This window comes from Annamia dubia NIES-4383, from assembly GCF_055394725.1.
Window position 1 is genome coordinate 1,439,143 of record NZ_AP025630.1, and the last position, 18,650, is coordinate 1,457,792.

The window sequence follows — 18,650 nt, forward strand, 5'->3', positions numbered from 1 at the left end:
GGTACTTAGACAAAAGTTAAGCCCAAATAAACCCTAAACTCTCTTTATAAGAAGCAAACAGGTCAACATTTTCCTTTAACCATTGAAAAAAACGGAAAGAAATGGTAGAGAGAAAAGCCTCTAATGCTTCCTTAAAAGTATTTAAGGGTTTTTTTGACCATTGCCTTCTGAAGCCTCCGGTTAAACGATGCCATTGAATAAATGTGTACGCACAAAAAACCAAGATCAAATGTCTCATTAAACTGGTTTTTGTTCTTACTTGATATTCACTTAATCCCAACCAACCTTTGATTTCTCGGTAAAAAACCTCAATCCAATTTCTTTGACTATAAGTAGATATTATCCATTCAATTGTTACTTTTTCACCTATTTTATTGGTGATTAAATAATCAATATCAGTGGCTGTTTCAAAACTAGGAGCATTCATGACGATAGCAATAGTTTTTACTCCAGATAATTTTGATATTTCTACTTTCAGCATCGCTACCCATACAGTTTTCTCTTTATTTTTACCGATTTTTATTTCTTCAAATTCATCTTTTGATAGAGATTGTGCGATGTCATCTATCCTTTTTTCTTCCTTATTTCCTTGATTTGAAACTAATTTTACTTTGCGATTTTTGGCTATTACTCCTATATAGTTCAATTTCTTTTCTTCTAATTCATTTAAAAATTTACTATTATTTCCATATCCCCCATCAATTAAAACAATTTTTGGATGATAATTTCCCTTTAAACACTTATCTATTAATTTGATGGCTATTTGGGTTTTTTTCTGAAAGTTTGAGTCTTTTTTCCCATCAGGAAATGTTTCGGCTTTTTGATATAATTCCACATCTAAAGGCATACTTCTTACTCCATCATAAGCGTGACTTGTGACGATGACATTGCCATTATCAGTTTTGCCAATTTCTCCTATGTACTGTCTTCCCACACAATCAGTAAAATTTCCACTTTTACGATGTCCAGAATCGTCTATGATTAAAGTAAATGATGAACTTATTTTAGTTTGACGACAACGAGAGATTATTTCTAATCTTTTATTATTTACTTCTTCATAAGACCAAGGTGATTGTGTTAGAAAATGATGTAATTTATGATAAGTAACATCAACTAAATTATTGGAGATTTGGCTGAGATTTTTTCTTTCGCTTTCTCCTAATAATCCGGCTAAATAATGCCTGATTTCTCTTTTTTGTGCCACTGTTTTTAAGACAGAATCAAAATTTTGACACCATCTGTCAAAACATGGTGGCATTGAGGATGAGGTAGTTTCTTTCATTTTGACGTAAAAGCTATACTCTATAATTATTATAGCCTAATTTATTTTTCTTTTTTGTCTAAGTACCGATAATAAAGCAATTTCCTTTTGTTTTAATTTTTTTTCTTTGAGTATCTGATATAAATGAAAACCAATTTGAGAACGGGTAAAAAGTTCATCTGCATCATCTAATTCTAAATCAGCAAATACATTACCGCTACCTTTTTCATATTCTAAATTTTCAATTTTAGTCATTGTCTTTCTTTGCTAAATAGATTGTAAATCTTGATGCCAGTTATGCAAAATTTTAGGACTAATATGTTTGCCCCTTTCATTTATTAAAAACTGAGCCATTTGTTTAACTTGTTTAACTGTTTTATGTTCAGTTTTAACCATTTCCGTAAAAAGACGAAGCATCCTAATATATTTAATGTGATATTGTTGACAAATTTCTACGACTAAACCATCATCACTAGCACATAATAAAAATTGATGACGAGCAAGGGCAATAGTAGAGCGATCGCCAATACTTAATAAAGGAGCAACTCTACCAAACTCCAGAAAACTAGAGAATAACTCCTCAGTATCCAAAGCTATAGGAATTAAATATTTTTGTGCCGCTTGTCGAGTAGAAACTTCTAAATTATCTGAGTCTAACACCTCTTGAGCAATATATAAAGGACTATAATATTGTTTGAGCCATTGCCACTCATCTAAATAAAGAAAATCAATTAAAGCCGTAGCATCTAAAATTATACCCTTAAAAGATTGCATAAATTTTATTAGTTTGACGTTCCATTCTTAGTTGTTCAACAGTTAAATTAAGTAACTCAGCGGCTTTCAATTCTGAAATTTTTGATTGTTCTAAAGTTTGCCAAACTAAATTATTAAAACGCTGATTTTCAGGAAAATTAATTAAAAGTAATTGAGGGTCAAGTTCAATTTCTTTAGTTAAAGGTTGACCAAACTTTTGCTTATACTGACTTTTAATTTTAATAATAGTATCTCGATAATTAATTTTTTTCATCTCATCAAGACGTTTTAAGATCATGGTATAACTAACCCGAAAATAGGCTTTAAGTTGACAAATATCTTTAATATTTTCTAAAGTTTGTAAAAGAGCATTTTCAGGAACTAATAAATGACTAGCGAAATAATTAGCTACATTTTCCCGTGCTTGTTCTTCCTCTTTGTTATCATCAGTAATCAAATTATCCTGATAATCTCCTCGATGAAAAATAAGATGCCCAATTTCATGAGCTAAAGTAAAAAGTTGACGCTCAATACTAATATTATGGGTATTAATTAAAACAAAAGCACCTTGATCTGTACTACAAGCACTTAAACCAAAAAAATTTTTAAGATTAATCGGCATTCGCAATATTTTTAAACCTAATTCTTCCATAGTTTCAAAAAGATTAGGAATAGGCGCATCTCCTAAACTTAAACTATGGCGAAAACGAGTAGCCACATTAATAATTAAATTTTCATTACCATTAACACAATGACAAGATTTTGTTTCAGGTGCATAAGGAGATAAACCGTTAACTTTTTCTAAATAATTATAAGTTTCTAACCAGTTTAAGACTTGAGTAGCAAACTGAGGAGTTTTTGTAAAAGAGGCATGAGAGCGAAACCGAAAATTAGGAATACCTTGATTTTCCGGGCGTAAAAGATCATCTAAACTAACACCTAAAGCTTTACCTAAAATAGACAGAGTTTTGCTATCGGGTAAAGTTTTTGCTTTTTCATAATTATTAATACTTTGACGAGTTATACCAATCTGCTCGGCTAAAGCTTCTTGAGATAAGCGTAAAGCCTTGCGATAACGAATTAAGTTACCTGCGATAATATCTTTCATAGCTTACCCCCATTAAGGAAAGTAGGAGTTTTCACCAGATTTAAAATTTGATTTGTAAAAGTTGTCAGTTCTATTTTTCTCTATTATACTATATAATGTAAAAAATGTTTGACATATTATATGATGCAGTTTCAAGGCATAAAAAAATAGTCAAAAGTTAATCTTCTTTTTGATGTTATATTTATGATAGTGAACAGTAAGATTAATCAAAAACTAAACTTAATTAACAAGAGGTAAATCCCATGAACTCAAGCATAATTGTTAAAGTAAACGAAAGCAAAAATTTAGAAATTCCCCCAGAAATCAAACAGGAATTAGAAGTAAATAGTGAATATGAAATGAGCTTTAATCAAGAAGAAATTATCCTCAAAAAAATTACCCCAACCATAAATAAAAAATCATCATCTATTTTGCGTAAAAGTTCAGGAAAATCAATTTTAAGACACGCTGGAACATGGCAAGGAAATGATTTTGAAGAATGTTTACAAGCTGTTTATGATAACCGTAGTCAAATAGAGATGAAGACTTTTTAAGAATTAAACAGGCACATAATTTTTTACTAGAAAGTTGGATTTTATAATAAAATTTACCTCATCCCTCATCCCTTACATTATCCCTCATCCCTTAACTATGCTTCCCACCCTATTAGCACAAGAATTAACCACCAGTGTAGGCGACTTTCTCACGACAGAATTTCGCCCTGCTACCCTTAGTTTTCAAACCATTATCGAGGATTTTGTTAAAGAAAAAGATAATTTATTTAAAGGGGCTTATTTATCCATTGGTTTACCCTTTCGGCAAGGAAAAGCCGGAAAAGACTATTTTCCTGATGTGCCATTGGCTTTTACTCCTCATCTTCATCAAGAATTAGCTTTTGAGCGTCTGAAAGCTCCGAATTACCTCTCAACTTTAGTGGCAACAGGCACAGGATCAGGGAAAACGGAATGTTATGCAATCCCCATTTTAGATTATTGTTATCAACACCGCCAAGAAAGGGGGGTAAAAGCCGTATTAATTTATCCCATGAATGCTTTAGCTACGGATCAAGGGAAAAGGTTAGCTAGTTTAATTTGGCATAACCCGAAGTTAAAAGGCAAAATTACGGCGGGTTTATTTGTGGGGGAAACGGAAAAAAAACCGAAGGTAATGATGGGAGAAAATCATTTAATTACTGATAAAAATTTAATGAGAGATAACCCCCCCGATATATTATTAACTAACTATAAAATGTTAGATTATTTATTAATCCGTCCTAAAGATCAACAAATTTGGTCAAGAAATAATCCCGAAACTTTACGTTATTTAGTAGTAGATGAAATCCATACTTTTGACGGCGCACAGGGTACGGATCTGGCTTGTTTAATTCGTCGTCTCAAAGCCCGTTTAAAGCCCCCTGTCAATCATTTAGTTTGTGTGGGTACTTCAGCAACTTTAGGGGGAGAAAACGCCCAAACAGCGATGTTAAACTATGCTGAAAGCGTTTTTGGAGAAACTTTTAATAGTTCAGCCATTATTGAAGAAAATCGTCTTAATAGTAGTGAATTTTTAGCCTCTGCCTTTATTGATCCCCAACCCATACCTCCACCGAGTAAAATTGAATTATTAAAACCTCGTTCTTATCAAAATGTCCGAGATTATCTGAAAAATCAATATCAACTTTGGTTTAATCAAGAAATAGAAGAAATAGACCCCATTGAGTTAGGAAATAAATTAAAATCCTTACCAATTGTACATAATTTACTCAAAATTGTAGAACAAAATCAAGTTATTGCCATTAACCAATTATGGCAAGAATTGAAGCAAAAAATGAGTTTACCAGAGCCTGAACATAATCAAGATTATCCTCAATTATTATTAGATAGTTTAATCGCTTTATGTGCTTTTGCTAGAGACGAAAATAGACGACCCTGGGTTAATTTAAGATTACAATTTTGGTTAAGGGAACTAAAAAGAATGGTAGCCACCGTTAACTCCCAACCTCAATTAATTCATAGTGATGACTTAAGAGAAGATCGCAAAGGTAAAACTTTACCTATTATGCACTGTCGCCATTGTGGGAGTAAAGGTTGGGGCGGTTTACGTTCCGCCACAGGTGAGCGCAGAATTGCTTGTGAATTGAAACAATTTTATTATAAATTTTTCGCTCAAGATCCTTTAATTACTTATCTTTTTCCCTCAGTTAGTGAACCCCAAAAAGGATGGTTTAATCATTTACTTTGTAGTGACTGTTTAACTTTAAATAAAACAGATGTTAGCCAATGCGATCGCTGTGGAAGTAAGAATTTAATCCAAGTAATTGAACCGGATCAACTAATTAAAAATATTAGCAAAAATGGACAAGTCAAAAGAGAAAGTCATCATGACTGCCCTTTTTGTGGCACAAAAGATGGTTTAGTTATTTTAGGGGCAAGGGCGGCCAGTTTAGCAAGTGCGGCGATCGCCACTTTATTTAGTTCCAATTATAACAGCGATCGCAAATTAATCACCTTTTCCGACTCCGTACAAGATGCCGCCCATCGAGCAGGTTTTTTTGAAGCTAGAACCTATCGTAACATCATGCGGACTGCTCTATGTCAATATTTACAACAAATAGGATCAGGTCAAAATTTGGCAGATCTTAGCACCAATTTTGCCCCTTATTGGCGGGAAAAAATGAAAGATGATGCCCAATATATTGCCACTTTTATGCCCTCAGACATGGAATGGTTAAAAGAATGGGAAGATTTATTAAATACGGGTAAAATTAACCCCGAATTAATAGAATTAATCAATAAACGTCTAGCTTATGAAGTAATAGCTGAAATGGGCTTAAAAAGTCCCCTTGGCGGTTCATTAGAACGCACCGAAACCTGTAGCATCACGGTGGATCAGACTTTATTATCACAGGCGATCGCCCAATTATTAGAAGTTTTACCCAATGAAATAGGTGGTTTAGAAAATCTTAAACCAGAAACATTGGCACAGTTGATATTGGCTTTAGTTTACCATTTAAGGCAAAGGGGAGGTATCGTCAGCGATCTAACCAAAAGCTATATTGAAACGGGTGGTAATACTTTTTTACTCTCTAAACCGCCCTTTATGCCAAGTTTTGGACCTGCTTCCTTAACCCCCTGTTATCTTTCCAGTAAAGTATTACCCCGTTTTGAACTATTACCGGTACTTAGACAAAAGTTAAGCCCAAATAAACCCTAAACTCTCTTTATAAGAAGCAAACAGGTCAACATTTTCCTTTAACCATTGAAAAAAACGGAAAGAAATGGTAGAGAGAAAAGCCTCTAATGCTTCCTTAAAAGTATTTAAGGGTTTTTTTGACCATTGCCTTCTGAAGCCTCCGGTTAAACGATGCCATTGAATAAATGTGTACGCACAAAAACCAAGATCAAATGTCTCATTAAACTGGTTTTTGTTCTTACTTGATATTCACTTAATCCCAACCAACCTTTGATTTCACGGTAAAAAACCTCAATCCAATTTCTTTGACTATAAGTAGATATTATCCATTCAATTGTTACTTTTTCACCTATTTTATTGGTGATTAAATAATCAATATCAGTGGCTGTTTCAAAACTAGGAGCATTCATGACGATAGCAATAGTTTTTACTCCAGATAATTTTGATATTTCTACTTTCAGCATCGCTACCCATACAGTTTTCTCTTTATTTTTACCGATTTTTATTTCTTCAAATTCATCTTTTGATAGAGATTGTGCGATGTCATCTATCCTTTTTTCTTCCTTATTTCCTTGATTTGAAACTAATTTTACTTTGCGATTTTTGGCTATTACTCCTATATAGTTCAATTTCTTTTCTTCTAATTCATTTAAAAATTTACTATTATTTCCATATCCCCCATCAATTAAGTACCTAAGCAAAATTAATTACATATTCCGTTCCTAATAAATCAAGGACTTTTTTTAGATAGTTAGTAAGATTTTCCCAACTATCATATGCTGATAATTCAATCCATTCATATTTAATAAATCTCCATAAGATTTCAATTAAATTAAGATGGGGTGAATAAGGGGGCAACCAGAAGATTTGTAAATTTTTCTTTTCCCATTCTTCAAGCTTGTTCAAGATTTTTTCACTGGTATGAATTGAGGCTTGATCCATTAATATTACCGTTTTTTTACTTAAATTTTCGCTGAATTTATCTATTGCTTTATTCAACAGATCACTGTTGATTGTTCCTTCATAGATCTCATAATATATTTCATTTCTTCGATTCATAATTCCCAAAATATTTTTTCTTTTACTTTGGCTACTTAACAGTAATTTTTCTTGCCCTTTTTCTTGCCACGCATAAGGCACAGTTGGAATTAAACTGACCCCACTTTCATCTAAATATCTTAAGTCTATTTCCCCTTTTTTGTCTAGTTCAATTAATTCTTGTAATTTCGGTAATTTTACTTCTAGCTCCCAATCTTGAGCTTTACCTCTTACCGTTTTTCTCACCCTTTTCCATCTCATTCCTTTTTTTTACTATTCTTTTGATGGTGTCTTTACTAACTTTTATTCCCCATTCTTTTTCAATTTTTTCTTTAACTTTATCTAACTTTTTGGCTCTTCTTTTACCCATGCCTTTACTTGAACCTCTTGTTCTTCTTTTAATTTTGGTTTTCTTCCTCTTCCTTTTTGATTATATAAGCCAACTAATTGGTAATTATCCCATGCTGTGAACCAATTAAAAATTGTTTTTCTTGTCACCTTAAAAATCAAGACTAATTGCTCAATTTTTAAACCATGATAACTTAACAAGATGCAACTAGCTCTTTTTCTTATACCATTTACAAAAAGTAGCTACACAGATAAAGCATTAACAATATAATCCCAACCTGCTAAAGACAGGATAAAATCTTCTTGTAAATTATTTAAGATATTAGCTACTTTATTTTTGACATCATCTAAGTTCTTAAACCAGATATTTTTTAACTGTTGTTTGATATATAACCACAGTCTTTCAATCGGATTTACTTCTGGACAATAAGGTGGTTGAAATAACAAAATTATATTCTCAGGTACTTCTAACTTTTTGGCAGTATGACAGGGTGCATTATCTAACTGTATTATATGAACCTCATCGGGATATTCTTTACTAAATTCTGTTAAATATTTACCAAAGCATTCACTATTAAAATGAGATAGTTCATAGAAAAAACTTTTGCCATTTTCTACTTCGATTAATCCATAAAGATAATAATAGTCATAATGCCATTGTAATTCTTGTTCTGGTTTGACTCCTTTTAAAGTTATTTTCCTTCCTAATTCTGTTCTAAAACCTAATCTAGTTTCATCTTGACACCAGTAACAAATATTTTTAGTATCACCCCATTTCTCTTTTATTTGAGCTATTATGCCTTTTAATCTTATGGGTAAATACTCTTTAAATACGGATATTACCCCTTCATTTTGATACTCATGATAAGGACGTGGTACTTTTAATTTTGCCCCTAATTCGTATCTCACTAATTGATGTATTGTGGTATAACTTATCTCAATATCTTGACAAGTAAATAACCATATTTTTATTTCTTGGTAACTGTTAAATCCTTGAGGCTCACTTAATTCTTTTTTGACCAGAGCCACTGTTTCTAGCTCTAGTTTTTTTGGTCTTCCTGTTTTATTATGTTCTTGTAATAATGCGTCTAATCCTTCCGTCTTATATAAGTGAAACCATTCGTAAATTGTTCTCTCACTACGTCCCATCATTACCGCTAAGTATCTGATCGTTTCAGCCACTTGAATTTTCCAAAGATATAAAGCTTGAACTTTGGCAAAATTCAAAGCTGTTTTTTGTTGTTTCATGAGATTTTTTAGTGTATCTGCTGATTCAATTACTTCTATTTTTGATATTCCTGACATACTATTGCTCCTGTTAATTTATTCCTATACTAACCCTGAACTTACTTTTTGTAAATGGTATTACCTGAGCAGATTTACTTGAGTTTTGAATCCGCTCAAGCATCTTTTGTGTGTCTCCACTTAATCCTCGAATAAATCTCATGATTGTTTCTTTTTTACTTGTTCCACTTTTAGTTTAGCGCTTTTTCTGTAAATGAGTAATTTTTTTTGCATAAGCACTTATAAAAACAAAGCCTACCTGCGTGGGCAGACTTCGTTTGTCTAGCCTAACCCTTTAGGGTTAGGGGCTATTTTTCTATTCTTCAAAAGTTAAAGCTTTACCCCTAACATGGGTGTTAAGTTGTCCTTTTTCATAAACAATTTGTCCCCCCACAATGGTATAAACGGGATAACCTGTTAAACTCCAACCTTCAAAGGGACTCCAACCACATTTACTAACTATATCTTCCCTTAAAAGGGTTCGATAATTGTTAAGGTCTACTAACACAAGATCCGCATCATAACCGATTTCGATTTTCCCTTTATTGGGTATTTTATAACCTTCGGCCACGGCGGTGGACATCCAGTTACTAACTTGGGCAACGGTGCAACGGCCTTGTTTCGCTTGGGTTAACATGACGGGCAAGGATGTTTCAACTCCGGGCATTCCAGACGGGGTGTTAGGGTAGCCTTTCCCTTTTTCCTCTAAGGTATGGGGGGCGTGATCGGTGGCGACAAAGTCTATCACTCCATCTAAGAGGGCTTTCCATAAAATTTCGTTATTTTCGGGCGATCGCAGGGGGGGGTTCATCTGTGCTAAAGTGCCAATTTTAGCGTAACTTTCCGTATTTAAAACTAAATGTTGGGGGGTAACTTCAGCTGTAACCCAACTAGGTTTATTCGTTCTTAAATATTGCGCTTCAATACCTGTTGATAAGTGTAAAATATGTAAACGGCGTTGATATTTATTAGACAATTTTAAGGCTAATTTAGTAGCATTTAAAGCGGCTGTTTCATCTTGAATAACTGAGTGAATGGCCGGATCAGTTTGGCCTAAAAATTGAGTTTTTCTTTCTAAAATTCGGGCTTGATCTTCAGCGTGAACGGCGATTAAACGGCTACCATTGGCAAAAATTCGCTCTAAATCTTCTTCATTACTTACTAATAAATCACCATGAGCAGAACCCATAAAAATTTTAATGCCACAGGTAGGATTAACTGTGATAATATCATCTAAATTATAAGCAGTTGCTCCAATAAAAAAACCATAATTGACTAAACATTTTTGAGAAGCTCTAGTTAACTTATCATTTAAAGTTAATTGATTAGTAGTTAAAGGATTAGTATTAGGCATTTCTAAAAAAGAAGTAACACCGCCTTTCGCACAGGCACAACTGGCGGTAAATAAATCTTCTTTATGCTCTAAGCCCGGCTCTCGAAAATGAACTTGAGGATCAATCACTCCGGGCAACAAAGTTAAACCAGTTGCGTCTATAATGGTATCCTGTTCAGTGGGTTCAATTGTTGAATAAATTGTAACTATTGAATTATTAACCGTGCGTAAATCACCTAAGAAAAAATCACCATTAGGTAACAGTATCTGGGCATTTTGAATGAGGATTGAGGATGGGGTAGACATTTTTTTTGATGGGGAAAAATTGAGTAGTTATTTTTTTACTAAAAAGTAAAAAATTCGATTATGATAGATTAGTAAAGATAACTGATGAAAAAAGTTATTTTTAGCTTATCAAAAAATTCTAACATTTCTCAATATTATTCAGGTAGATCTTTGACAAAAAACTAATGACTAAGCTGTTAAACATTTAAAATAACTATTAATGCAACATACATCTTACCTGTTAAAAGTAAGATGGTTGTTTTAGATAACAGGTTTAAATGGAAATTAGCTTAATGACTAATGACTAATGACTATTAACTCAAGATCGTTTTTTATTTTTAATTTGTATTTATTGTTAAGTATTAGCATCTTATGACATTTAATCACAATCAAGACTTAGACCCAAAAAATCAACCTCAAACTGCACACAAAACAGTGTCTGAGGCCAATCAAAAAAATCAAACTCCTGAAAATATTTATGTTGAAATTATCAAAACTTTAGCAACGGCGGGTATTTTAGCTTTTGGGATCCGTACTTTTGTTGCTGAAGCCCGTTATATTCCGTCTGAGTCAATGTTACCAACTTTACAAGTAAATGATCGCTTAATTATTGAGAAAATTAGTTATCATTTTCAAGATCCTAAACATGGTGATGTGGTGGTTTTTGAGCCTACTAAAGCTCTACAAGAAAAGGGATTTAAAGATGCTTTTATTAAACGGATTATCGGTTTACCCGGTGATACAGTAGAAATACAAAATGAAAAAGTTTATGTTAATGGTCAAATAATTGCAGAAGATTATATTGAGGCCGCCCCTAAATATAATTTTGGGCCGGTGATCGTTCCCCAAGATCAGTATTTAGTGTTGGGGGATAATCGTAATAATAGTTATGACTCCCATTATTGGGGCTATGTGCCAAGGGAAAATTTAATTGGCCGTGCAGTGGTCAGATTTTGGCCGCCTGATCGCATTGGGTCTTTACAATCTGACTCTAATCAGAATTAAATTATTAACCTGACCCTAAACCCCTTTTTTGTAGGGGGAGGGTTTTTTTTATAAATTTTAAAGTATATTAACCAATTGTCAATTAATAGTTATCTGCTAAAATAATCAAAATAATTTATATCAAAAAATAATTAAAAAAAATATGCAAGAAAAATTAAAACCTGATTGGGCGGGAACTGATCTTTTATCTCATTTTGTTAACATATTAATTAATACTAAACCCTTGTATCAATTAATGAAAATTCAAGCTAGAAATGTGATGATCAAAACAGCAGAAAAAAATGGTGTACCTTGGCGCAAAAATTATCAAGAATTAGAACAATCTAAGATTAAAGAATCTTTAGCGGAAATTACTAATCCTAATATTAAATACCCTGATTATTATAATGTTCCATTTCATGCTTACGATCAAGGGAATATGTGCTGGAAAGCCTCTTTTGAAGCTAGTTCTGCTACTTATGCGATGGCTTTAAGGGTTTGGAAAAATGAAAAATTAACCCCTGAAACTGCCCACAATCGTTTAAGAAGTAGTTTTCATGAAATTATAGGAAAATATTTAACTTTTCCTATTAAAAATGGATTAGATATAGGTTGTTCTGTTGGTATTTCGACTTTAGCTTTACATGATTATTTAACAGAAAAACAAGAAGAAAAAATTAATATTTTTGGTTTAGATTTATCTCCTTATATGTTAGCAGTAGCGAAACAAAATGATCAAAAAAAAGAGATTACATGGGTACATAGTTTAGCCGAAAAAACCGATTTTGAAAGTAATTATTTTGATTTAATTACCATTCAATTTTTATTACATGAATTACCTCATCAAGCTAGTAAAGATATTTTTCAAGAAATTTTGCGCATTTTAAAACCAGGAGGTTGTCTTGCGATCGTAGATAATAACCCCCGTTCAAAAGTGATCCAAAATTTACCTGCGGCCTTATTTTTATTAATGAAAAGTACCGAACCTTGGAGCGATGAATATTACACTTTTGAAGTAGAAGAAACTTTAAAAAATATCGGTTTTGATTATAAAATAACGCTTGAAAGTGATCCCCGTCATCGTACTATGATCGCATTTAAAGCTGATTAAAGGCACTTAACGCCCTTTTAGGACTTTGAGGAAGTTATAACTCACTAATAAAATAAATTTAACTTTTTGATAATCTTTGCACTTGTTGACCTCTTAATAATAAATCAGTTTCCCTTAATAATTGAGGAATAATTGATTGAAATTGACTATTTTTTAAACATTCAGTTAAATCAAATTGATCTAAATAACTGGCTTTTTCTCCTGCAAACCAATGACTACCATTTCCTAATAAATTATATCTCATTTTTCCATAATCAATTAAATCATAAACAACTGCTAAATTTCTTAACCAAAGTATTAAAGGAATATTAATATTTCCGGGTGTTTCTTGATAATTTGGTAAGCCTTTTTTCCAATTATCATAATAATCTTTTCCTAAAATATTAACCGCTTCCTGTTCTAATTTTTCCACAATTGGCGGTAAAAATTGATCGGCTTTTTCCATTAAATCTAAAGTTTTTAAATGTTCATCAAAATCAGTTGGTTTATTCGCACCAATACTTAACGTATGTATTTGGGGATGGGATAAACAGAATAAATTGTTAAATACAATTGGGCTTAAAGGTTGACATAAATTAATTAATTTTTGAGGGGGTTTATACAACATTCCCCCCTTATCAGAAGGGCTAATAATAAACACTCCCATATCTTGTTTTGTTGCTTCTTCTATGGCTAACCAATTATCTTGATTAATCCAATACCAATGGAGATTAACATAATCAAATTCACCAGTTTTTATGGCTTTAATGATTAAATTGGTTGTGCCATGAGTAGAGAAACCAATAAATTTAACTTTCCCTTCTTTTTGTAATTTTCTGGCTTGATCTAAACAACCATTTTTCTTAAAAGTATGTTCAAAAAGTTCCCAATTATTAAGGCCATGAATACCTAATAAATCCACATAATCTAAGTTTAAATAATTTAAAGATTTCTCAAAATCTTTTCTAAAATTTTCGGCATTTTCTTGGGGGATAACTTTAGTTTGAATAATCAAATTTTCCCTCGGAAATTGATCGATAATCTTTCCTAATTGCATTTCTGAACAACCGTATGCTCTGGCAGTTTCAAGATGATTAATCCCTATTTCTAAAGAGCGTTTAATGATATTTTCTACATTATTTTGATGGGCTAAAGGTATATTTTCAAAAGGTAAATCTTGCCATTGATATTGATAGCGCATTCCCCCACAGGAAAACACGGGCATTTTTAATTCTGTTCGTCCAAATCTTCGATATTGCATAATTATTAATATTTAGATTTAATTTTTAATTATTAATAATATTAATTAAAGCTTCTTTTAAATTAGGATATTGATAATTAAAATTAATAGATTGAGTTCGATTAGGTAAAACTTTTTGACCTTCAAGCACAACTTTTGCACCATCTCCTAACAATAATTGTAAAGCAAAATCAGGTACAGGTAACCATGAAGGACGAGTTAAAACATCTCCTAAAACTTGACAAAATTGATTCATAGTAACAGGATTAGGGGCAGTTCCATTAAAAATCCCTTCAATTTCTGAGCGACTAATTGCCTCAATAATTAAGTTAACAATGTCATCAATATGAATCCATGAAAACCACTGTTTTCCACTACCGATCGCCCCACCCATAAACAGTTTAAAAACAGGTAACATTTTAGCTAAAGCGCCACCATTTCCTAAAACAATCCCAGAGCGAATAATAACTAATCTTACCCCAGATTCTTTAACTTTTTGGGCTTCATTTTCCCAATTTCGACAAATTTCTGCTAAAAAATCATTGCCACTATTACTATTTTCATCAAAGGTTAAAGTTTCACTTGTACCATAATAGCCAATGGCCGAACAATTGATTAAAACAAAAGGTTTTTGAGTTGCATTTTTGATTCCTTCAACTACTTTTTGAGTGCCAATTTTACGGCTATTTAATAATACTTGTTTATGGGCTTGTGTCCATCTTTTCTCAGCGATCGGCTCTCCAGCTAAATTAATTACCGCATCGGTGCCAGAGATTTTTTCCTGCCAATTTCCTGACTCAGTGGGGGTATATTTAATAATTTCTAAATTAGGAAAAGATGAAGCAGGAAATTTCTGATTAGCCTTAGCTTGACTGCGGGTAAAAATAATTAAATGATGGCCTTGTTTAGCCAATTTTTCTACTAAACGAGTGCCAACAAAACCAGTAGCTCCAGTAATTGCAATTTTCATAATTTTTTGATGATTTTAATTAGTTTAAATGATTAACAGTCCAATCAAATTATAAACCATTTAGATTAAAAATAGATAGTCATACTTTTTGATGACTTTAGGGAAAGAAGAAACTCAAAATACTCACAAAGTGCTTTTATTAAAAGTGGTAAATTTGAAATCTTTGGAAAAATAAGGGGGTAAAATTGTTCGCCCTCACCCCCTAAACCCCTCTAATCAGGGCGAGGGGGCATGATTTAAACTAATTTTAAATTAGGATAATTGGCCATAATATCATCACTGCTTAAGGTGTCTTCTTGGGCTTGGGGTGTCCATAATATTTCCATCGCCAAGAGGCGATCGCTTCCCACACCGCCGATCTGACGTAAAGCCTTTTCTAAGTCACTTGCTGCGTTAATTTTCGGTAAATCGAGTTTACCTTCTACTCCTGCCACCAAGGTAACGATAATATATTCGGCCGGGGCTTGATCTTGACTTAAAACAATTTCACCACTAGAATTAAGTGTATTTTGTCTTAAATTACTGTTAACATTAGATAAAGTTTCCGCCGTAAATTTACTTCTTTCCGCTAAAGCGAGTTGATTAAATTTACCCTCAGCCTGAGATAAAGCCATTTGTTGACTTTCCACACAGCCATAATGCCAATATTCGGGGTGACGTAATAAGGCCAAAGTGGCTTCCTGTAGTACCATTGCTCTACCGGAGGCTGTTCCCGTATCGGCTTTATAGGCCAAATTATTTAATTCCTGTTGTAAGTCTCTGGCTTGGGCGTATAATCCTACTTGTACCTGTGCTACGGATACTTTAGGATCACTATAGCCGATGGCCTCACCATCTCCACCAGAGGTAACGCCTCGGATGGTTTTAATTAAGAAATTAGCTAAAGCGATCACGATCAAAATAGTAAATAAACTACCAAAACCGCCCCCAAAGCCAAAGAAGGGGATTAAAAAGGGAAAACCTAAACCCCCACCATAACCACCAATAGAGTTATTATAACCGCCACTGGGGGCGCTATAGGTACGAGAAGGGCGACTAAATGAGCCTCCCCCAATTCTACCTCCCGATCGAGCCGCTAGGGCTTCATCCGCCGTACTAAAAATTAGAGTAAAAACAAGCGCGAGTGCCAAAAAAGATTGAAAGATTTTTTTGAAATTTATCGAAAATTTATTGTTCATAGATTTTGATCATTTGTGCTAAACCAGATCCTAATTGTAATGTAGATCAAATTTTGTTTCCTGTGTGAGAGAGGAAAACCGTAATATTTAACAAAACGCCCCCCTCCATACTCAGGAGAGGGGTGAAATTAAACCAATTTGTTATGGGCTTTCAAAACGACTATGATTGTAATAATTTGGCCGCTTCTTTCGCAAAATAAGTTAAAATCAAATCCGCACCTGCACGTTTAATACTTAATAAAGTTTCTAACATCACTTTCTTTTCATCAATCCAACCTAACTTTCCGGCCGCCTTGATCATGGCATATTCCCCACTCACATTATAGGCCGCTACAGGTACATTTGTATTAGCTTTAACTTGATGAATAATATCGAGATAAGCCAAGGCCGGTTTAACCATCACCATGTCAGCACCTTCAGCAAGATCTAATTCTACCTCTTTGAGAGCTTCTCTGGTATTAGCAGGATCCATTTGATAGGTTTTCTTATCTCCGGCTTTAGGGGCGGAGTCTAAGGCATCACGGAAAGGCCCATAATAGGCAGAAGCATATTTAGCCGAATAAGCCAATATGCCCACATGATGATAACCTGCATTGTCTAAAGCTTGACGAATCGCACCGATGCGCCCATCCATCATATCAGAAGGTGCAACAATATCCGTTCCGGCTTCAGCCTGTGATAAAGCCTGTTTTACTAATTGTTCAACGGTTTCATCGTTTAAGATTTCGCCGTTTTGCGTGACGATACCATCATGACCATCAATATTATAAGGGTCTAAGGCAATATCGGTAATAATTAAAATATCGGGAATTTCCTTTTTAATGGCTCTAACACAGCGTTGAATTAAGCCATCGGGGTTGTAGCTTTCTGTGCCTTGGGAGTCTTTTAATTCTTCTGGAGTTAAGGGAAACAAAGCGATCGCTTTAATCCCTAACTCATAAGCCTCTTTAACCTCTTTTAATAATAAATCAGGGGTAAAACGATAAGAACCGGGCATTGACGAAACTTCAACGGTTTTATTTTCTCCTTCCATCACAAATAAAGGATAAATAAAATCATCTACTGTTAATTTTGTTTCTTGAACCATGCTCCGAATACTATGATTACGGCGGAGACGGCGAGGACGATTTCTTAAATTTGAGAGATTAATCTGAGTAGGAGTAAATTTATTTTCGGAAGACATAAATAAATATTTATTAATAAGTTAAAAATATAATATTGATTTGAGGGATTAGGGGCAGTTAAGCCTTTACTGGTGACTGTTCACTGAAAAGACCAATGATCACCTTAGCATATTTTGATTTTTGTTTAAAAAACTTAGTAAATCTTTACATTGATATTAATTAATACCATTTACATTTACTAGTTACATAGTTAAATCACTGAAATCTTTGTGAATAAACTATTCTATTAAGCCTCATACCATTTACAAAAAGTAAGTTCAGGGTTAGTATAGGAATAAATTAACAGGAGCAATAGTATGTCAGGAATATCAAAAATAGAAGTAATTGAATCAGCAGATACACTAAAAAATCTCATGAAACAACAAAAAACAGCTTTGAATTTTGCCAAAGTTCAAGCTTTATATCTTTGGAAAATTCAAGTGGCTGAAACGATCAGATACTTAGCGGTAATGATGGGGCGTAGTGAGAGAACAATTTACGAATGGTTTCACTTATATAAGACGGAAGGATTAGACGCATTATTACAAGAACATAATAAAACAGGAAGACCAAAAAAACTAGAGCTAGAAACAGTTGCTCTGGTCAAAAAGAATTAAGTGAGCCTCAAGGATTTAACAGTTACCAAGAAATAAAAATATGGTTATTTACTTGTCAAGATATTGAGATAAGTTATACCACAATACATCAATTAGTGAGATACGAATTAGGGGCAAAATTAAAAGTACCACGTCCTTATCATGAGTATCAAAATGAAGGGGTAATATCCGTATTTAAAGAGTATTTACCCATAAGATTAAAAGGCATAATAGCTCAAATAAAAGAGAAATGGGGTGATACTAAAAATATTTGTTACTGGTGTCAAGATGAAACTAGATTAGGTTTTAGAACAGAATTAGGAAGGAAAATAACTTTAAAAGGAGTCAAACCAGAACAAGAATTACAATGGCATTATGACTATTATTATCTTTATGGATTAATCGAAGTAGAAAATGGCAAAAGTTTTTTCTATGAACTATCTCATTTTAATAGTGAATGCTTTGGTAAATATTTAACAGAATTTAGTAAAGAATATCCCGATGAGGTTCATATAATACAGTTAGATAATGCACCCTGTCATACTGCCAAAAAGTTAGAAGTACCTGAGAATATAATTTTGTTATTTCAACCACCTTATTGTCCAGAAGTAAATCCGATTGAAAGACTGTGGTTATATATCAAACAACAGTTAAAAAATATCTGGTTTAAGAACTTAGATGATGTCAAAAATAAAGTAGCTAATATCTTAAATAATTTACAAGAAGATTTTATCCTGTCTTTAGCAGGTTGGGATTATATTGTTAATGCTTTATCTGTGTAGCTACTTTTTGTAAATGGTATCAGTCTGAATTTACTTTATGTAAATGGTATAAGTTTGATTATACCA

Annotated in this window: 16 protein-coding genes and 2 pseudogenes; 5 read left to right on the top strand and 13 right to left on the bottom strand. The window is 33.1% G+C overall.

Features of this window, described 5'->3' with window-relative positions:
- Window positions 1-16: 16 nt before the first annotated feature.
- The 4 genes from Anndu_RS06490 to Anndu_RS06505 are packed head-to-tail and all read right to left on the bottom strand — an operon-like array spanning window position 17 to window position 3,122.
- The gene (locus Anndu_RS06490; RefSeq protein WP_464103590.1) at window positions 17-1,282 is read right to left on the bottom strand and encodes an IS701 family transposase; all 1,266 of its coding nucleotides are present in this window, start codon (window positions 1,280-1,282) and stop codon (window positions 17-19) included.
- A gap of 36 nt (window positions 1,283-1,318) precedes the next feature.
- On the bottom strand, window positions 1,319-1,516 hold the full coding sequence (locus Anndu_RS06495; protein ID WP_464103591.1) for an XRE family transcriptional regulator: 198 nt from the start codon (window positions 1,514-1,516) through the stop codon (window positions 1,319-1,321).
- 12 nt (window positions 1,517-1,528) lie between these two features.
- Window positions 1,529-2,035 carry a PIN domain-containing protein gene (locus Anndu_RS06500; RefSeq protein ID WP_464103592.1) on the bottom strand — a complete coding sequence of 169 codons (507 nt, stop codon included), beginning with the start codon at window positions 2,033-2,035 and terminating at the stop codon, window positions 1,529-1,531.
- Entirely contained in the window at window positions 2,022-3,122 is a 1,101-nt protein-coding gene (locus tag Anndu_RS06505; protein WP_464103593.1) for an ImmA/IrrE family metallo-endopeptidase, read from the bottom strand. Before Anndu_RS06505 ends, Anndu_RS06500 begins: the two co-directional genes overlap by 14 nt.
- 242 nt (window positions 3,123-3,364) lie before the next feature.
- Here Anndu_RS06505 and Anndu_RS06510 point away from each other — a divergent pair, with 242 nt between their 5' ends.
- Window positions 3,365-3,655: a hypothetical protein gene (locus Anndu_RS06510; protein ID WP_464103594.1), complete on the top strand. Its 291-nt coding sequence runs from the start codon at window positions 3,365-3,367 to the stop codon at window positions 3,653-3,655.
- A 97-nt stretch (window positions 3,656-3,752) separates the two neighbouring features.
- On the top strand, window positions 3,753-6,314 hold the full coding sequence (locus tag Anndu_RS06515) for a DEAD/DEAH box helicase (protein WP_464103595.1): 2,562 nt from the start codon (window positions 3,753-3,755) through the stop codon (window positions 6,312-6,314).
- On the opposite strand, the pseudogene Anndu_RS06520 reads toward Anndu_RS06515, so the two are convergent.
- The 5 genes and pseudogenes from Anndu_RS06520 to Anndu_RS06540 form a co-directional block, all read right to left on the bottom strand.
- A pseudogene (locus tag Anndu_RS06520) lies at window positions 6,294-6,982 on the bottom strand (transposase); the annotation flags it as partial. The gene Anndu_RS06515 and the pseudogene Anndu_RS06520 overlap by 21 nt on opposite strands.
- A gap of 4 nt (window positions 6,983-6,986) precedes the next feature.
- Window positions 6,987-7,592, bottom strand: a complete 606-nt coding sequence (locus Anndu_RS06525) for an IS630 family transposase (RefSeq protein WP_464103596.1) — start codon at window positions 7,590-7,592, stop codon at window positions 6,987-6,989.
- Between the two features lie 81 nt (window positions 7,593-7,673).
- Entirely contained in the window at window positions 7,674-7,880 is a 207-nt protein-coding gene (locus Anndu_RS06530) for a hypothetical protein (protein WP_464103597.1), read from the bottom strand.
- A gap of 42 nt (window positions 7,881-7,922) precedes the next feature.
- Window positions 7,923-8,984, bottom strand: coding sequence for an IS630 family transposase (locus Anndu_RS06535; protein WP_464102232.1), 1,062 nt, complete (start codon window positions 8,982-8,984; stop codon window positions 7,923-7,925).
- A 295-nt stretch (window positions 8,985-9,279) separates the two neighbouring features.
- Entirely contained in the window at window positions 9,280-10,602 is a 1,323-nt protein-coding gene (locus Anndu_RS06540) for a dihydroorotase (RefSeq protein WP_464103598.1), read from the bottom strand.
- Between the two features lie 351 nt (window positions 10,603-10,953).
- Here Anndu_RS06540 and lepB point away from each other — a divergent pair, with 351 nt between their 5' ends.
- Window positions 10,954-11,586, top strand: coding sequence for a signal peptidase I (gene lepB, locus Anndu_RS06545; RefSeq protein ID WP_464103599.1), 633 nt, complete (start codon window positions 10,954-10,956; stop codon window positions 11,584-11,586).
- A gap of 142 nt (window positions 11,587-11,728) precedes the next feature.
- On the top strand, window positions 11,729-12,676 hold the full coding sequence (locus tag Anndu_RS06550; RefSeq protein ID WP_464103600.1) for a class I SAM-dependent methyltransferase: 948 nt from the start codon (window positions 11,729-11,731) through the stop codon (window positions 12,674-12,676).
- A gap of 58 nt (window positions 12,677-12,734) precedes the next feature.
- Here the strand turns inward: Anndu_RS06550 and Anndu_RS06555 are convergent, their stop codons facing one another.
- From Anndu_RS06555 to hemB, 4 genes are all read right to left on the bottom strand, one after another.
- Window positions 12,735-13,916 carry an aldo/keto reductase gene (locus tag Anndu_RS06555; RefSeq protein WP_464103601.1) on the bottom strand — a complete coding sequence of 394 codons (1,182 nt, stop codon included), beginning with the start codon at window positions 13,914-13,916 and terminating at the stop codon, window positions 12,735-12,737.
- 25 nt (window positions 13,917-13,941) lie between these two features.
- Window positions 13,942-14,865, bottom strand: a complete 924-nt coding sequence (gene thyD / locus Anndu_RS06560) for a thylakoid membrane protein ThyD (RefSeq protein WP_464103602.1) — start codon at window positions 14,863-14,865, stop codon at window positions 13,942-13,944.
- A gap of 236 nt (window positions 14,866-15,101) precedes the next feature.
- On the bottom strand, window positions 15,102-16,043 hold the full coding sequence (locus tag Anndu_RS06565; protein WP_464103603.1) for a DUF1517 domain-containing protein: 942 nt from the start codon (window positions 16,041-16,043) through the stop codon (window positions 15,102-15,104).
- 160 nt (window positions 16,044-16,203) lie between these two features.
- Window positions 16,204-17,226, bottom strand: a complete 1,023-nt coding sequence (hemB, locus tag Anndu_RS06570; RefSeq protein WP_464103604.1) for a porphobilinogen synthase — start codon at window positions 17,224-17,226, stop codon at window positions 16,204-16,206.
- 297 nt (window positions 17,227-17,523) lie between these two features.
- Here hemB and Anndu_RS06575 point away from each other — a divergent pair.
- Window positions 17,524-18,584 (top strand): annotated as a pseudogene (locus Anndu_RS06575) (IS630 family transposase).
- Window positions 18,585-18,650 lie beyond the last annotated feature (66 nt).

Excerpts from the sequence above, each read along its gene's own strand:
- Anndu_RS06505 (WP_464103593.1), bottom strand. The coding sequence starts at position 3,122 with ATGAAAGATATTATCGCAGGTAACTTAATTCGTTATCGCAAGGCTTTA.
- Anndu_RS06515 (WP_464103595.1), top strand. The coding sequence starts at position 3,753 with ATGCTTCCCACCCTATTAGCACAAGAATTAACCACCAGTGTAGGCGAC.
- lepB (WP_464103599.1), top strand. The coding sequence starts at position 10,954 with ATGACATTTAATCACAATCAAGACTTAGACCCAAAAAATCAACCTCAA.
- Anndu_RS06500 (WP_464103592.1), bottom strand. The coding sequence starts at position 2,035 with ATGCAATCTTTTAAGGGTATAATTTTAGATGCTACGGCTTTAATTGAT.
- Anndu_RS06490 (WP_464103590.1), bottom strand. The coding sequence starts at position 1,282 with ATGAAAGAAACTACCTCATCCTCAATGCCACCATGTTTTGACAGATGG.
- Anndu_RS06510 (WP_464103594.1), top strand. The coding sequence starts at position 3,365 with ATGAACTCAAGCATAATTGTTAAAGTAAACGAAAGCAAAAATTTAGAA.
- Anndu_RS06565 (WP_464103603.1), bottom strand. The coding sequence starts at position 16,043 with ATGAACAATAAATTTTCGATAAATTTCAAAAAAATCTTTCAATCTTTT.
- Anndu_RS06540 (WP_464103598.1), bottom strand. The coding sequence starts at position 10,602 with ATGTCTACCCCATCCTCAATCCTCATTCAAAATGCCCAGATACTGTTA.
- Anndu_RS06550 (WP_464103600.1), top strand. The coding sequence starts at position 11,729 with ATGCAAGAAAAATTAAAACCTGATTGGGCGGGAACTGATCTTTTATCT.
- hemB (WP_464103604.1), bottom strand. The coding sequence starts at position 17,226 with ATGTCTTCCGAAAATAAATTTACTCCTACTCAGATTAATCTCTCAAAT.
- thyD (WP_464103602.1), bottom strand. The coding sequence starts at position 14,865 with ATGAAAATTGCAATTACTGGAGCTACTGGTTTTGTTGGCACTCGTTTA.
- Anndu_RS06525 (WP_464103596.1), bottom strand. The coding sequence starts at position 7,592 with ATGAGATGGAAAAGGGTGAGAAAAACGGTAAGAGGTAAAGCTCAAGAT.
- Anndu_RS06495 (WP_464103591.1), bottom strand. The coding sequence starts at position 1,516 with ATGACTAAAATTGAAAATTTAGAATATGAAAAAGGTAGCGGTAATGTA.
- Anndu_RS06555 (WP_464103601.1), bottom strand. The coding sequence starts at position 13,916 with ATGCAATATCGAAGATTTGGACGAACAGAATTAAAAATGCCCGTGTTT.
- Anndu_RS06535 (WP_464102232.1), bottom strand. The coding sequence starts at position 8,984 with ATGTCAGGAATATCAAAAATAGAAGTAATTGAATCAGCAGATACACTA.